This is a genomic window from Blastococcus aggregatus (genome assembly GCF_900221005.1).
Taxonomy (GTDB): Bacteria; Actinomycetota; Actinomycetes; order Mycobacteriales; family Geodermatophilaceae; genus Blastococcus; species Blastococcus aggregatus.
Map to the genome: position 1 here is coordinate 340,453 of NZ_OBQI01000003.1, position 14,362 is coordinate 354,814.

General features: G+C 74.4%; 17 protein-coding genes. 9 read left to right on the top strand and 8 right to left on the bottom strand.

Annotation, left to right across the window (positions count from 1 at the left end):
• Window positions 1-3 precede the first annotated feature (3 nt).
• Window positions 4-483 carry a hypothetical protein gene (locus CRP29_RS11460; protein ID WP_097195169.1) on the top strand — a complete coding sequence of 160 codons (480 nt, stop codon included), beginning with the start codon at window positions 4-6 and terminating at the stop codon, window positions 481-483.
• Here CRP29_RS11460 and CRP29_RS11465 read toward each other — a convergent pair.
• Both CRP29_RS11465 and CRP29_RS11470 read right to left on the bottom strand, forming a co-directional pair.
• Window positions 431-1,813, bottom strand: coding sequence for an MFS transporter (locus CRP29_RS11465; protein WP_141437109.1), 1,383 nt, complete (start codon window positions 1,811-1,813; stop codon window positions 431-433). The genes CRP29_RS11460 and CRP29_RS11465 overlap by 53 nt on opposite strands.
• Window positions 1,814-1,890: 77 nt before the next feature.
• Window positions 1,891-2,970, bottom strand: a complete 1,080-nt coding sequence (locus CRP29_RS11470) for an NADH:flavin oxidoreductase (RefSeq protein ID WP_097195171.1) — start codon at window positions 2,968-2,970, stop codon at window positions 1,891-1,893.
• 207 nt (window positions 2,971-3,177) lie between these two features.
• Here CRP29_RS11470 and CRP29_RS23255 point away from each other — a divergent pair, with 207 nt between their 5' ends.
• Together CRP29_RS23255 and CRP29_RS11480 are read left to right on the top strand one after the other, a co-directional pair.
• Complete coding sequence (locus tag CRP29_RS23255; RefSeq protein ID WP_097195172.1) at window positions 3,178-3,654, top strand: nitroreductase family deazaflavin-dependent oxidoreductase; 477 nt, start codon at window positions 3,178-3,180, stop codon at window positions 3,652-3,654.
• Complete coding sequence (locus tag CRP29_RS11480) at window positions 3,651-4,460, top strand: 2-oxo acid dehydrogenase subunit E2 (protein ID WP_281256802.1); 810 nt, start codon at window positions 3,651-3,653, stop codon at window positions 4,458-4,460. The genes CRP29_RS23255 and CRP29_RS11480 overlap by 4 nt, the downstream gene beginning before the upstream one ends.
• A gap of 28 nt (window positions 4,461-4,488) precedes the next feature.
• Here CRP29_RS11480 and CRP29_RS11485 read toward each other — a convergent pair whose 3' ends face one another.
• The 4 genes from CRP29_RS11485 to CRP29_RS23260 all read right to left on the bottom strand — a co-directional run bounded on the left by CRP29_RS11485 (window position 4,489) and on the right by CRP29_RS23260 (window position 8,120).
• Entirely contained in the window at window positions 4,489-5,430 is a 942-nt protein-coding gene (locus CRP29_RS11485) for a carbamate kinase (RefSeq protein WP_217991556.1), read from the bottom strand.
• Window positions 5,431-5,441: 11 nt separating this feature from the next.
• Window positions 5,442-5,585: a hypothetical protein gene (locus CRP29_RS22720; RefSeq protein WP_176522907.1), complete on the bottom strand. Its 144-nt coding sequence runs from the start codon at window positions 5,583-5,585 to the stop codon at window positions 5,442-5,444.
• A 69-nt stretch (window positions 5,586-5,654) separates the two neighbouring features.
• A complete protein-coding gene (locus CRP29_RS11490) occupies window positions 5,655-6,542 on the bottom strand; it encodes a universal stress protein (protein ID WP_097195175.1) in 888 nt (295 codons plus the stop codon).
• Window positions 6,543-6,548: 6 nt separating this feature from the next.
• Window positions 6,549-8,120, bottom strand: coding sequence for a DUF4389 domain-containing protein (locus CRP29_RS23260; RefSeq protein ID WP_101541087.1), 1,572 nt, complete (start codon window positions 8,118-8,120; stop codon window positions 6,549-6,551).
• Window positions 8,121-8,465: 345 nt separating this feature from the next.
• On the opposite strand from CRP29_RS23260, the gene CRP29_RS22725 reads away from it, so the two are divergent.
• From CRP29_RS22725 to CRP29_RS11525, 6 genes are all read left to right on the top strand, one after another.
• The gene (locus tag CRP29_RS22725; protein WP_176522930.1) at window positions 8,466-8,948 is read left to right on the top strand and encodes a pyridoxamine 5'-phosphate oxidase family protein; all 483 of its coding nucleotides are present in this window, start codon (window positions 8,466-8,468) and stop codon (window positions 8,946-8,948) included.
• Between the two features lie 77 nt (window positions 8,949-9,025).
• A complete protein-coding gene (locus tag CRP29_RS11505; RefSeq protein ID WP_097195177.1) occupies window positions 9,026-10,651 on the top strand; it encodes a tetratricopeptide repeat-containing diguanylate cyclase in 1,626 nt (541 codons plus the stop codon).
• Window positions 10,652-10,696: 45 nt separating this feature from the next.
• Complete coding sequence (locus CRP29_RS11510; protein WP_097195178.1) at window positions 10,697-11,089, top strand: VOC family protein; 393 nt, start codon at window positions 10,697-10,699, stop codon at window positions 11,087-11,089.
• An 82-nt stretch (window positions 11,090-11,171) separates the two neighbouring features.
• Complete coding sequence (locus CRP29_RS11515) at window positions 11,172-12,140, top strand: asparaginase (RefSeq protein WP_097195179.1); 969 nt, start codon at window positions 11,172-11,174, stop codon at window positions 12,138-12,140.
• A gap of 43 nt (window positions 12,141-12,183) precedes the next feature.
• Entirely contained in the window at window positions 12,184-13,077 is an 894-nt protein-coding gene (locus tag CRP29_RS11520) for a polysaccharide deacetylase family protein (protein ID WP_097195180.1), read from the top strand.
• Entirely contained in the window at window positions 13,074-13,538 is a 465-nt protein-coding gene (locus CRP29_RS11525; protein WP_097195181.1) for a nuclear transport factor 2 family protein, read from the top strand. Before CRP29_RS11520 ends, CRP29_RS11525 begins: the two co-directional genes overlap by 4 nt.
• A 12-nt stretch (window positions 13,539-13,550) precedes the next feature.
• Here the strand turns inward: CRP29_RS11525 and CRP29_RS11530 are convergent, their stop codons facing one another.
• Entirely contained in the window at window positions 13,551-13,844 is a 294-nt protein-coding gene (locus CRP29_RS11530; RefSeq protein WP_097195182.1) for a hypothetical protein, read from the bottom strand.
• 100 nt (window positions 13,845-13,944) lie between these two features.
• The gene (locus CRP29_RS11535; RefSeq protein WP_097195183.1) at window positions 13,945-14,334 is read right to left on the bottom strand and encodes a pentapeptide repeat-containing protein; all 390 of its coding nucleotides are present in this window, start codon (window positions 14,332-14,334) and stop codon (window positions 13,945-13,947) included.
• Between the last annotated feature and the right edge of the window lie 28 nt (window positions 14,335-14,362).

A 14,362-nucleotide genomic window follows, 5' to 3' on the forward strand; every position in this document is an offset into this window, starting at 1 on the left:
GCCGTGCGCCCCGACCCGCGACTGCTGCTGCCCCGGCACGTCGAGGAGTACCGGGGCGCGCGGTGGGCGCTCGTCGTCCTCGTGGTCTACGCCGTCGTGGCCACCGGGCGCAGCCTGGTGCACGTGCTCGCCCCCGACAGCGGCGCCGGATCGATCGCGACCCTCGACGTCGACGTCGAGGGCGGGCGCAACGTCGTCGCGCTGCTCGGCCAGTGGGGCGGCGCCCAGCTGCTGATGGCGCTGCTGGTCTGGGTGGTGCTCGCCCGCTACCGCGGACTGATACCGCTGATGCTGGCCGGCGTGGTCGGCGAGGCACTGCTCCGGGTGCTCGTCGGGCAGCTCAAGCCGCTGGAGACCACCGGCCCCCCGCCCGGAGGGCCGGGGACCTACGTGGCGCTGGTGGTGTGCGGCGCGGCGCTGCTCGCCTCGCTCACGCCGCGGAGTGCCGGTCGCGGATCAGCAGGGCGAAGGGAACGGCGATGAAGGCGCACGTGGCGGTCAGCAGGTAGACCACGGCGAACGGTCCCGCGGTCGTGGCGTCGCCGGCGAGGGCGGTGAACAGGCCGATGCCGACGACGGCGCCGATCTGGTTCGAGGTCTGCTGCAGCGACGTCGCCAGTCCGAAGTCCTGCTCGTCGACGGCGTGCCCCATGGCGGAGACCAGCCCGGGCTGCGCGTGCCCGAACGCCCAGCCGGACAGGGGCAGCGCGATCGCGATGGCGACCACCGAGGTGGTGAGCGCCCCGATCGTCATCGACGCCATCACCAGGCCCAGCGCGGCGGCGGCGACCACGACCATCCGCCGCTCCCCGAAACGCTGACCCCAGCGCGAGGCGGTCGGCGCGGCACCCACGATGAAGACCGCCCGAGGCACGCTCAACAGCGAGGTCAGGCCCGCCGACAGGCCCATCACCGACTGCATGAGCAGCGGGGTGAGCACGAAGTTGCCCATCCAGCCGGCTCCGAGGAAGAAGCTCGCGGCGGTCACGACGCGGGTGTTGCGGGTCGAGAGCACCCGGAGCGGCAGCAGCGGGTGGGTGGCCCGGCGCTCGATGCGCACCAGCGCCCACACGGCGAACGGCACGACGGCGAGGCAGCCGATCGGCACCGGAGACAACCCCCACACGCCGAGCCGGTTGACCCCGAACGTCAGCGCCAGGGTGGCCAGCGCCAGCGCGAGGGCGCCGGGTAGGTCCAGCGGCACCCGGGCCTGCCCGCGCGGATCGGCCGGGAGCACCGGCACGGCCGCCGCCAGCGCCGCGAGGCAGACGGCCGCCTGGACGGCGAAGATGATCCGCCAGCCGACCAGGTCCACCAGCGGGCCGCCGATGACGACGCCCACGACGGCCGCCCCGGCCAGCACGGCCGAGGCGAGCGAGGAGACGCGCACCCGCTGCTGGGGCGGGTGCGCGCGGAAGAGCATGGCGAACGAGCTCGGGATCGTCGCGGCCGAGCCGAGCTGGGAGATGGTGCGCGCGGTGATCAGGCTGCCGGCGTTCCAGGCCAGTGCGGTCGCGATCGCGAACAGCGCGGCGACGACCATGCCGATGAGGAACAGCTTGCGGTGCCCGCGCAGGTCGCCGAGGCGGCCCAGCACCGGCGTGCTGACGGCAGCGGCCAGGAGCGGCGCCGTCGTCACCCACAGGACGGTCGAGGGCGTCGAGTCCAGGTCCAGCGCGATCGGCTGGACGGCGATGGTGAGGATCGTCGCCGGGAAGGTGGTGGCGAACATCCCGGCCAGGCAGGCCACCAGGATCCACCGACGTCTCCGCGGGTCCGGCTGTTCACCCGCCGGGCTGCCGCCGTCGCTCACCGCACCCTCACGTCTCTCTCCGTCGTCGCAGCAGGGTGCACCAGCACCGACCCGGGGCTGCGCTCAGCCCCGGCAGATCACGAGGCGTCGGCCACGAAACCGCGCCAGTTGCGCATGTACTCGACGAACACCGGGGACAGGCCCTCGGCGGTGAGGTGGTCGGGGCTGACCGGGGTCGGCACCGGCTCGAAGGCGCTGTCGCGGCGGACGTTCTCCGGGAAGTCGTGGTGCAGGATCGACGCCCGCCCGACCATCACGAAGTCGGCGCCCCGCTCGAGGGTCTCGGCCGCCTGCCGGCCGGTACGCACCTTGCCCGCGACGCCGAGCCGGGTGGTGCCGCGGTCGAGGTCGGTGAACCAGTCCATCAGCGGCCGGGCCTGGAACTCCTCCTCGACGGGCTGCTTGGCGACGTCCCACAGCGAGAGGTCCAGGTAGTCGACGGCGTCGGAGAGCAGCAGGTCGGCCGCGACCTCGCGCACCTCACCCAGCCGCAGCCCGAAGCGCTCCGGGGAGATGCGGACGCCGACCTGGAACTCCGCACCGCAGCGGTCCCGCACGGCGGCGACGACGTCGAACAGCAGGCGGGCGCGGTTCTCCAGCGAGCCGCCGTAGCCGTCGGTGCGCCGGTTCACCTCCGGGGAGAGGAACTGGGCGAGCACGTAACCGTGCGCGCCGTGCACCTCGATGCCGTCGAAGCCGGCGCGCTGGGCACGGAGGGCTCCGGCCGCGAAGTCCTCGACCAGCTGCCCGATCTCGTCGGCGGTCATGGCCCGGGCGCCGGTCTCGTCGTCGTCCGAGGGCCCGACCGGCTGACCGACCAGCTCGCGCGGAGACCGGTTGCCGGCGTGGTGCAGCTGCAGGGAGGCCAGCGATCCGTGGTCCTTGAGGGCGGCGGCGAGCCGGGTGAGGCCGGGCAGGTGGTCGTCGGAGAAGACGCCGAGCTGGCCGGGGAAGCCCTGGCCGCCAACCTGCACGTGCGCGGCCGCGGTCATGGTCAGGCCGTGCCCGCCGCGGGCCCGCAGCGCCAGCCAGGTGAGCTCCTCGTCGGAGAGCCGGCCGTCGGGGTGGCTCTGGGTGTTGGTCAACGGGGCCAGCCACACGCGGTTGGGGGCGGCGGGGCCGTGGGCCAGCGTCAGGGGCGTGAAGAGGTCGGGCACGCGCCCGACGGTACGTGCGCGGTCCCTCTCCGTATCCGGAGGCCCGCCGACCGGCGGTGCCGCGACCTCGGCGACGAGCTGAGCCGGCGGTCAGGGCCCGAGGTCCCTGTCCGCGGCATCCCCCGACCCTGGGACGCGGCCGATGATCCCCCTAGCGTCGGAGCAGGCCCGGGAGCCCGGGTGACCCCGTGCCGCGAGGAGGCAGCCGTGCAGGTCCGCGACATCAGCGCCCGACCGCCGGCCGGCGCCACCGGCGGCGGCCGACCGACGCCACGGACGCTCCCCGCGACGCTCCGTGCCCGCCTCGTGAACCCGGTCGTCCGGGGCCTCCTCCGGACGCCGGCGCACCGGATGCTCTCCGGGTCGGTGCTCCTGCTGGCGTACACCGGACGCCGGACGGGCGTGCGCCGGGAACTGCCGGTGATGTTCGCCCGGCTGGGCGACCGCTACGTCGTCATCGCCGGGCACGCGGGGACGAAGACGTGGTGGCGCAACTTCGCGGGCGCCGCCCGGCCGGTGACCGTGACCGTGGCCGGCCGGCGCCGCAGCTGCCGGGCCCGGCTCCTCGAACCGGGCAGCGCCGAGCGCAGGGCTGCTCTCGACGCCTACCGGCAGCGGTACCCGCGCGTCCCCGCCGACGAGGCGGCGCCGGTGCTGGTCCTCACTCCGGACCAGCGGTTCTGACGCGGGAGCGCGGCGTCACGTCGCGGCCGTTCCCGTCGAGTCGGCGGCTGGTCACCGCGGCCGTCCGAGCGGGGCGGCGGATGGTTCCCATGGTCGGGCTGTTCCAGGTCGACCTCACCGCGGCCCGCCGGACGCTCACCTCGACCGAGCCGCCCCTGTCGTTGACCGCCTACGTGGTCGCCTGCGTCGGCCGCGCCGCCGCCGCCCATCCGGAGGTGCACGCCTACCGGGACTGGCGAGGGCGCCTCGTCGAGCACCGGCACGTGGACGTCCAGGTGCTGGTCGAGATCCAGACCGAGCAGGGGCCGTTCGGGCTCGTCCACGTCATCCGGGACGCCGACGTCCGGGGCGTCGCGGAGATCAGCGCCGAGATCCGGGCGGTCCAGGCCGGCGGCTCCGGCACCGGTACCGGGCGACTGCTCGACACGCTGGCGCCCGCTCTGGGACGGATCCCGGGGCTGTACCGACTCATGTACGCCGTGATGAGCCGGTCCCACCGGGTGCACGCCGCGATCGGCACCGTGCAGGTGACCGCGCTCGGGATGTACGCCGGCGGAGGCGGTTTCGCCATCGCCCCGCCCACCCTGGCCTCCCTCACGATCGTCGTGGGCGGGATCAGCAGCCGCCCCGTCGACGTCGACGGCCGCATCGAGGAGGCCGAGCTGCTCGACCTCACCGTCAGCATCGACCACAACGTCGTCGACGGAGCGCCCGCCACCCGCTTCGCGGCCGACCTCCGTCGCGTGTTCCAGCTCGACGGCGGCCCCGATCACACCACCGCGGCGCGGGGCGCGGTGCCGGGCTGAGGCCGGACCACGATGGCCGGTACCTCCGTCAGGACCGCGCGCCCGGCGTGAGCGGGTCGCGTCCGCCGGCACCGGGGAGAACGGTGGTGCCCGCCGCACCGCTGAGGACCGCTGCCGCGTCCCGGAGGGCCCCGATGGACGACGGATGACCGGTCGCCCCGGTGTAGCGGGCACACGCCTCCACCTTCGGCCCCATCGAGCCGGCCGGCAGGTGCAGGTCGGCGGCCTCGGTGAGATCGAGGAACTCGATGGCGGTGGCGTCCGCCGTCCCGAAGTCCCGCATCACCGCCGGGACGTCGGTCAGCAGCAGCAGCCGATCGGCGTGCATCGAGACGGCGATCGCCGCCGCGGTGAGGTCCTTGTCCACGACCGCCTCCACCCCGGTCAGCCGGCCGGCGCTGTCCTCCACGACCGGGACCCCGCCACCACCACCGCAGATGACCAGCGCCCCGGCGTCGTCGAGCAGCCGCCGGATCGCGGCCTCCTCGAGGATCCGCCGCGGCTCCGGCGAGGCGACGACCCGCCGCCACCCGGCGCCGTCGGCAGCGATCTGCCATCCCCGCTCGGCGGCGAGACGGTCGGCGTCCGCGCGGCCGTAGACCGCCCCGATGAACTTGACCGGGACGTCGAAGGCCGGATCGTCGGCGTCCACGACGGTCTGGGTGATGACGGTGACCACCGGCTGCACGACGCCGGCGTTGCGCAACTCCTGGGCCAGCCAGTACCCGATCATGCCCTGGGTCTGCGCGCCGAGAGCATCGAGCGGATAGGGCACCGACAGCGACTGGTCGGCGTCGGACTCCAGCGCGAGCAGGCCGATCTGAGGCCCGTTGCCGTGGCAGAGGATGAGCTGGTGCTCCGCCGCCAGCGGGGCGAGGGCAACGGCTGCGGCCCGGATGTGGTGCTGCTGGATGACCGCGTCCGGCCGCTCCCGCCGCTGCAGCAGGGCGTTGCCGCCCAGCGCGACCATGATCCGCACGCTCAGCCCAGCCCGCGCACGAGAGCGGCCGTGACGGTGTGCAGCCGGTTCTCCGCCTGGTCGAACCGGATCGAGGCAGCGGACTCGACCACCTCGGCACCCGTCGGGCAGTGCTCGAACCTGCGCCCCGGCCCCATGTCACCCACCGTTCTCGTCGTCGACCGAGCGCCCCGCAGGGCGTCCCGCGTCGACGCGGAGCCCGTGGCGTCGACCACCTAGGAGTGGACGACCATCACCGGGCACCGGCCGTGCACCACGCAGTGCAGCGCCACCGAGCCCAGCAGCATGCCTGGCAGCCGGCTGCGACTGCGGCTGCCGACCACGAGGAGGGCCGCGCCCTCGCTCCGCTCGGTCAGGACGGCCACCGCCGGGCCCTCGGCGGCCAGCACGGACACCCGGCTCCCGGCGGGCAGCCCCGCGACCATGTCCCGCGCTCGGGCCAGCGCCCGCTCCTGCGCCGCCGGGAGCGGGGCGACGACGTCCACCTCGCTCCAGCGGACCGGCGGCTGGACCGCGAGCACCGCCTCGACCTCCGCGCCGAGTTCGTCGCCGAATGCCACCGCGTGCGCGAGGGCGGCCCGGGTGGTATCCGAGTCGTCGACGCCGACCACCACCCGGGGCGGGGAGCTCCGCTCGCCGGAGGGCGGCGAGAGCACGGCCGCACCGGGGTGGACCACCACGACCGGACAGCGCGCGGACGTCGCGCAGTGCAGGGCGACCGAGCCGAGCAGCGTGCTCCGGACCCCGCCACGTCCACGACTGCCGACCACCAGCAGTCCGGCATCCTCGCTCAGCCCGACGAGGTGCTCGGCCGGCGCACCCGCCACCACCCGCTCCTCCACCTGCACCTCGGGATCACCGGCCGCGGCGCGGACCTCCGCGACCAGGGCCGTCAGCCGCGCGGCCGTGGCCGACCGGAGCGCCTCCACCCGCCCCTCGTCCAGCAGCAGGACATCCGACCAGTAGTCGTCGACGGGGAACGCCGAGACGACCCGCAGCGGTGCCCCGCGCCTGGCAGCCGCCGCCCACGCCCACTCCAGGGCCGTGCGGCCGCCCGGTGAGCCGTCGACCCCGACCACCACCGGCCTCGGGACGGCGCTCACGGGTGCTCACCGGGTGCTGATCGAGCGCTCATCGGGTGTCGCCGGGGCTGCCGTCGAGCCCGGACCGCCGTCGACCGGCGCCGGGGGCGTCCAGGTCGTCGCCGGCGGCGGGCCGGGCGAGCGTGCCTGGCGCAGGGCCAACGCGATGATCAGTCCACCGACGGCCAGCAGCAGCGCACCGGCGCCGAGCAGGCCCCAGGCCACCGCCGCCAGACCCGGCACGGTGGCCGCGACCGCCAGCGAGGTGTCCACCCCGGCCGAGCCGTCGGCCCGCATGACCACGACGGTCCAGTCACCGGCGGTCGGCGTCCACTGCAGGGTCTGCGTTCCGCTCCCGGCGGCCTGCGCGACCCAGAAGTCCTGCTCGGTCGGCGGCTGGGCGGGCGGCCCGCCGGCCACGTCGGTGAGTCCGTCCGGGCCCACGACGCCGTACCCGGGTCCGACGGTGCCGAGCCGGCTGCGCTCCACGCCCGCCAGGTAGTCGCGCACCGCACGGGTGGGTGCGATACCTGCGAACAGCTCGACGTCGGGGTCGGCGGCCGTCATCTCGAGCCGTACCTCGCCGATCAGGTTGTCGACGATCCACTCCGCTCCCGCGGCGTCCAGGCTGATGTCGTCGGTGACCAGGGCGTAGCCGGCGGTGGACACCGACTCGTCGTCACTGGTGAGCCACTCGCCCTCCCGCTGGGTCTGGTCGGCCCAGTGCAGTCCGACACCGGCGGTCAGCAGGCCGGTCGACGGCAGCACCACGAGCGCACCCAGCACCAGGGCGACGACCCGGCCCCCGGTCCACCGGTGTGCGGGAGCTCCGGTGTGCGGCGCTGCGGACGTGTCGGCTCCGGCCGGCACCGCAGCTGCCGGGCCACCGGGTGTTCCGGGCAGGGGCCCGGGTCGCACGGGGCCGGGGTCGGTGCCGCCCATGTCCAGGCGGAAGGGCGGATAGCTGTCGGTCATCAGGCCGGCGTACGCCGCCACCCGGAGAACCCATCGGTCCATGCCGAGGACGAAGTCGTACAACGACCGGGGATAGCGTCCGCGGACGAGCAGGACTATCCCGGCGATGAGCACGAGCAGTCCGATGAGGCCGCCCGCGGCCCACCCGTCGTTGCCGCTGCCGTCCCCCCCGGAGCGGCCGGTGAACCACAGCCCGCCGCCGGCGAAGATCCCGACGACCAGGTAGTGCGGCAGCGCGAGCAGCCACCACTTGACGAGCACGAGCCCCCGGGAGAGCCGGCCGGGGTACGGCACGTCCAGGTGCGCCGGGTAGTCCGGGACGTCGGCGAGGCTGAACGGCGGATAGCGGTCGGTCCCCAGGGCGCCGTAGCCGTAGTAGTGCACCCGCCAGCTCCAGCGCAGCACCCCGACGTTGAAGTCGAACAGGGCCCGCGGGTAGCGCCCGCTGACCAGGATCGCGACGAACGCGATGACGCTCACCACGAAGAAGGCCAGCCACAGGAAGACCAGCACGACGTAGTGCGGGATCAGCAGCAGCCACTTGACGAGCCAGAGACCGCGGGACAGGCCGGGGTCCAGGCTGGCATCGACCCGCACGGGGTAGGGAGTGCGTTCCTCGGTCACCAGGCGCCTCTTCACCGCTCGCCGGCCGACGCAGGGGGCGGCGGCCTCCGACGAGACCTGTCGAACCTCGCACCGCGGGCGAGGTTCGACCACGGACCTTGGTCGCCCGCGGGCGGACGGACGTCCTGGCCGGCCCGGGTCCGGCGGCAGGTACCCGCCGCCGCCCCGTGCCAGGCCGGATCCCCGGGCCGGGCCCGGCCAGGGAACGAGGTCCTGCCGGGCAGCGCCCGGCGACCCTGGGTCCGGTCCGACCCCGTTCCTAGGCTGACCTGCGCTCGACCCAGCCATCGACCGAGGGAGACGACCCGCCGGCATGGACCGCTCCGACGCCCGCAGGCGGGGACCGTGACGCCGGCCGAGGGTGAGCGCCGGGTGGACGTGCTCGACGAGGCCGAGTGCCGAGCACTGCTCGCGGCCTCCTCCCTGGCCCGGGTGGCCTTCACCGAGGGAGCGATGCCCGCGATCCAGCCGGCCTCCTTCGGGATGAGCGGGAACGACCTGGTGATCTCCTCCGGACTCGACAGCGGCATGGTCGCGGGGAGCCGCGGTGCGGTGCTGGCCTTCGAGGTCGACGACTACGACGTGGGCGCGCGGACCGGATGGAGCGTCACCGTCATCGGGCCGTCCCGGCTGATCAGCGACCCCTCCCGGGTCACGGCGCTGGACGCCCTGGGGATAGCGCCGTGGGTGCCCGCCACGACCCGCTGCTACATCGCCCTGCACATGACCGTGGTGCGCGGCCGGCGGATCTCCTCCCTCGAGGCGATCGACAGCGGCCGCCCGCCGCCGTACACCGACCCGGCGCAGGACCCGCGGATGCCGCACTGACCGGCGAGAAGCCCCCCTTGGGGGGAGGGCCGCCCGGCCCGCTCAGGTTTTCCGTCCGACCGGCCGAAGGAGGAACCATGTCCTCGCTCTCCGTTGTCGACGCGGAGCTGCCGGGTCCGGGCCGGAACGACCTGGTCCGGCGGCTGACCGCCCAGGTCGCGGAGCTGGAGGCGCTCTCCCGGTTCACCGTCGAGGGCATCGCCGAGCGGGCGGAGCGGGTGGCCGCGGAGGCCGAGGGCCCGGACCTGACCGAGGTGCGCCTGCGCGCGCAACTGGTCGGTGCGGACATGGTGCGGTGCCAGGGCGACCACGCCGAGGCGGGCCGGATCGCCCAGGAGATCCGCCGCTGGGCGACCGAGCAGCAACGGCCCTTCCTCCGGGCACGCAGCGCCTACGTCCTCGCCGCGATCTTCCAGGAGCTCGGCGACTCCGCCACGGCGCTGGAGCACGCGGTCGAGGCGGTGGACCTGATGGACGACGGCGCGCCCCCCGAGCTGCGCATCGACCACTCCCTCCGGCTGGCCGACTGCCTCGGGCAGCACGGGGACACCTCGGCGTCCCTGCGCTACGCCGACGTCCTGGCACTGACCCACGAGCTCGGCGACGTCCACCGCGAGCTCGTCGTGCTCAACAACTGGGCCTACATCGAGAGCCTGCTGGGCCGTTTCGACGAGGCATTGCCCATCGCCCAGAAGCTCGAGGTCCGGTCGACCGAGCTCGGCGAGGCGCTGGGAGTCGGCCGGCTGGACACCCTCGGCCGAGTGCTCATCGGCCTGGGCCGGCTGGCGGATGCCGAGGCGGTGCTGCTGCCCGGGCTGTCGCCCGAGCGGCTGGAGTCCTCCACGGATGGCGACGCCGGCGCGGACTTCCTGCTGACCCTGGCCGAGGTGCGCCGCCGGCTGGGGCGGCTCCCCGAGGCGCGCCAGGCACTGGACGACTGCGTGGTGCGCTGCGACCGGCACGGCCTGACCGCCATCCGGGTGCGCGCGCGACAGGAGCAGGCCGAACTGCACGCCGCCCTGGGTGACCACCGGACGGCCTTCACCGAGCACAAGCTCTTCCACGAGCAGCTGATGCAGCTGCAGTCGACCCAGCGGGACGCCCGCGCCCGGGCGATCCAGGCCATGTACGAGACCGGGGAGGCGCGGCGCCAGTCCCGGCGCTACCGGGAGCTGTCGCTGCGGGATCCCCTGACCGGGCTGTACAACCGCCGGCACATCGACGAGCAGCTGGCCCGGCTGCTGGGTCCCGGGAGCCTGCCCGCGGCCTCGGTGAGCGTCGCGCTGGTCGACCTCGACCACTTCAAGCGGATCAACGACACCTTCGGCCACGACGTCGGCGACACCGTGCTCCGCCGGGTCGCCGTGCTGCTCCAGTCGGCGGTGCCCGCGGACGGTGCCCGGGCCCTGGGCGGGTCGTTCGCCGCCCGCATGGGCGGCGAGGAGTTCCTCCTCGTCCTGGTCGACACCCCTGCCGAGCGCGCCGTGGCTCTGGCCGAGGAGCTCCGCTCCACGATCTCCGGCCACCCCTGGGCCGCCGTCACCGGCGACCTGCCCGTCACCGCCAGCATCGGCGTCACCGGTGTCACCGGTGTCACCGCTTCGACGGATCAGACGCCGGCCGCCCTGCTCGGCCGCGCCGATGCGCTCCTGTACCGCGCCAAGGCGTCGGGACGCGATCGGGTCCTCACCGACAACGGGTAGCCGGCGGGCGTAGCCGCGGGAACGCCCGGCTGCCAGGATCGCGCGATGCCCTCCCTCTCCGGCGCCTCGCATCTCGCCCTCACCGTCCGCGACATGGACGCCAGCGCCGCCTGGTACCAGCGCGTACTCGGCCTGCAGGAACTCCGCCGGTACGGCGCGGACGACGCCGGCTCCCCGCGGATCCTGCTGCTCGAGCCGTCGACCTTCTTCGTCCTCGGGCTGTGCCAGCCGGACGACCGCTCGTCCGAGCCGTTCGACCACCGCCGCACCGGGCTGGACCACCTCGCGTTCAAGGTGGCCGATCCCGACGAGCTCGACCGGTGGATCGCCCACCTCGACGAGCTCGGCGTGCCGCACTCCCCCGTGCGCGTGCTGGACCTGGGTCGGTTCGTCTCGTTCGAGGATCCCGACGGCATCCAGTTCGAGCTCTGGGTCTGAGCACGCCTCCGGTCGCCGAAGTCCTGCCGGCGGAGCAGGGTGGGGCGAGGTCGTCACCCCGCCGGGGGCCGGAGGAGGTCGCGTGGGCCGGGTCCATCTGCTCGCCACGGGCGGCACCATCGCCAGCCGGCACGGGCCGGACGGCCTCGCCGCGCTCACTCCCGCCGCCGAGCTGCTGGCCGCAGCCGGAGCTCCCGCCGGCCTGACGGTCACGACCAGCGATCTGGGTGCCGTCGGCAGCTTCGCGCTCACGACGTCGGACCTCCGCGGGCTGGTCGCCGAGGCCCGCCGGTGCCTCGGCGACGACGTGGACGGCGTCGTCGTCACCCACGGGACCGACACCATGGAGGAGTCCGCCTACCTCGCCGACCTGGTCCACGACGATCCGCGGCCGATCGTCTTCACCGGCTCCCAGCGCCCGTTCGACAGCTCCGCACCCGACGGCCCGGCCAACCTCGCCGACGCGCTGCGGGTCGCCTCCTCCCCCGCCGCCCGGGACCTCGGCGCGCTGCTCTGCTTCGACGGCGTGGTCTTCGCCGCCGCCGGCGTGCGCAAGGTGGACACCCTGCGCAGCGGGGCCTTCGCCGCGCCGGGACGGGGGCCGGTGCTCCGGCTGGCCGGCGGGTCGGTCCTCCCCCTCGGCCGGCCGGCCCGCCGCGCACCCCTGCCGCTCGACTTGGAGGAGCCGCTGCCCCGGGCCGACGTCATCGCCTGCTACCTCGGCGCGGACGCCGCACTGCTGCACGCGGCCGTGGCCGCCGGCGCGGCCGGCATCGTGCTGGAGGCGTTCGGCGCCGGCAACGTCCCTCCCCCGATCGCCGAGGCCGCCGAGGAGTACGCCGCGCGCGGTCTCCCCGTCCTGGTCTGCTCGCGCGTGCCGGCCGGCCCGGTCGTGCCCCTCTACGCGGCCGGCGGCGCCCGGCTGGCCCGCGGCGGAGCCGTCTTCGGCGGTGACCTGAGCCCGTGGCAGGGCCGGCTGCTCGTGGCCGCAGCCCTGGCCGTCGCACCCGGGGATCCGCATCGGGTCCTGACCGCCCACCTCGTCGGCTGACCCCGTCGCCCGTGCCGGGGCGAGCCACCGGAAGGAGCGCACCATGAGCAAGGAGATCTTCGTGGCCTTCGGCGTCGACATCGACGCCGTCGGAGGCTGGCTGGGCTCGTACGGCGGGGAGAACTCCCCGGACGACATCTCCCGCGGCGTCTTCGCCGGCGAGGTCGGCGTCCCGCGGCTGCTCGAGCTGTTCCGGAGGAACGGTCTGACGCAGACCTTCTTCTGGCCGGGGCACTCGATCGAGACGTTTCCGGAGGAGTTCGACGCCTGCGTCGCGGCCGGGCACGAGATCGGCGTCCACGGCTACAGCCACGAGAACCCGATCGCGATGAGCCGCGAGCAGGAGCGGGACGTCCTGGACCGCTGCATCGAGCTCATCGAGACGCGGACCGGCCGGCGTCCCACCGGCTACGTGGCGCCGTGGTGGGAGTTCAGCGGGGTCACCAACGAGTTGCTGCTCGAGCGCGGCATCGCCTACGACCACTCGCTCATGCACCGGGACTTCGAGCCCTACTACGTCCGGGTCGGGGATTCCTGGACGAAGATCGACTACGACGCGTCGGCCGAGAGCTGGATGAAGCCGCTGGTCCGCGGCGAGGAGACCGACCTGGTCGAGATCCCGGCGAACTGGTACCTCGACGACCTGCCGCCGATGATGTTCATCAAGTCCAGCCCGAACAGCCACGGTTTCGTGAACCCGCGGGACATCGAGCAGCTGTGGCGCGACCAGTTCGACTGGGTGTACCGCGAGATGGACTACGCGGTCTTCACGATGACGATCCACCCGGACGTCTCCGGCCGGCCGCAGGTGCTGCTCATGCTCGAGCGCCTCATCGAGCACATCAACGGTCACGACGGCGTCCGCTGGGCCACCTTCGACCAGATCGCCACCGACTTCCTCGCCCGCTCGCCGCGCGGCGGCGGGGAGACCTCGTGACCCGCCCCCCGCTGCCCCCGTTCACGCGGGAGACCGCGGTGCAGAAGGTGCGGCTGGCCGAGGACGCGTGGAACACCCGCGACCCCGCGAAGGTCGCCGGCGCCTACACGGCGGACTCGAGGTGGCGGAACCGTGCGGAGTTCGTGCGCGGCCGGGACGAGATCGTGGCGTTCCTGACCCGCAAGTGGGCGCGCGAGCTGGAGTACCGGCTGATCAAGGAGCTGTGGGCGGTCGACGGCGACTCCCTCGCCGTTCGGTTCGCCTACGAGTGGCACGACGAGGCCGGGCAGTGGTTCCGCTCCTACGGCAACGAGAACTGGGCGTTCGACGAGCACGGGCTGATGCGGCAGCGGCACGCCAGCATCAACGACCTCCCCCTCGCCGAGGGCGACCGGCTCTTCTCCTGGCCCCAGGGCCGGCGCCCGGACGACCATCCGGGCCTCACCGAGCTGGGGCTGTGACCGGCCGCGGCCTCAGCGCGGCCGGTTGGGCACGTAGTAGGTGAGGCCGGCGGCCCCGCCGAACGCCACCATCGCCGAGATCACGGCGGTGAGCCACTGGCCCGCGGTGACGGAATCGAAGCCGGTGTCCGCGCCCCCGAGGGCGGTGAGCAGCGAGGAGAGGAACGCGAGGGTGGCGCTGTAGACGGCCGCCGCCCACGCCTTCGCCGCCGACGAATGCCCGACCCGAGCGGTGTCGGTCCCGGCACCCGTGCCGGCCTCCGTGTGCATCCCGGTGCCCGGCGACACCTCGTTCGGCGTTGTCATGGCGTCTCCCCCCAGAGGTTCCCGCGTCCTCGCAGCCTCGACGGTCGCCTGAGCGCGTCACCCCGGCGTCACCGTCGCGTCGCCACGGAACCGGTGGACCTCAGCCGGGGGCGGCCCGGCGGTCGATGGCACCGCGGGCGGCCAGTTCGAGGAGCCGGTCCGGCACCGCGCCGGTGACGTCGGTGCCGGTCAGCGTGGCGCCGTCGAACCGGGCACCCCGCAGGTCGGCTCCGGTGAGATCGGCCGCGGTCAGGTTCGCGCCCCGCAGGTCGGCGTCCTTCAGCCGGACCCCGGGTGCCCGGGCGGCGAACAGGATCGCGCCCCGCAGATCCGCCCCCTCGAGGTCGGTGTCCGCCAGCTGGGCGTAGGCCAGGTCGACCCCGGCCAGGGGCAGCCCCGACAGGTCGGCGCCCTGCAGATCCGCACCGTTGAGGGACCGGGACGGCCCGGCGAGCACGGCCTCGACGTCCGACCTGCCCCACCGCGCCATCCCGGTCCCGCCCGATCAGCCGAAGAGC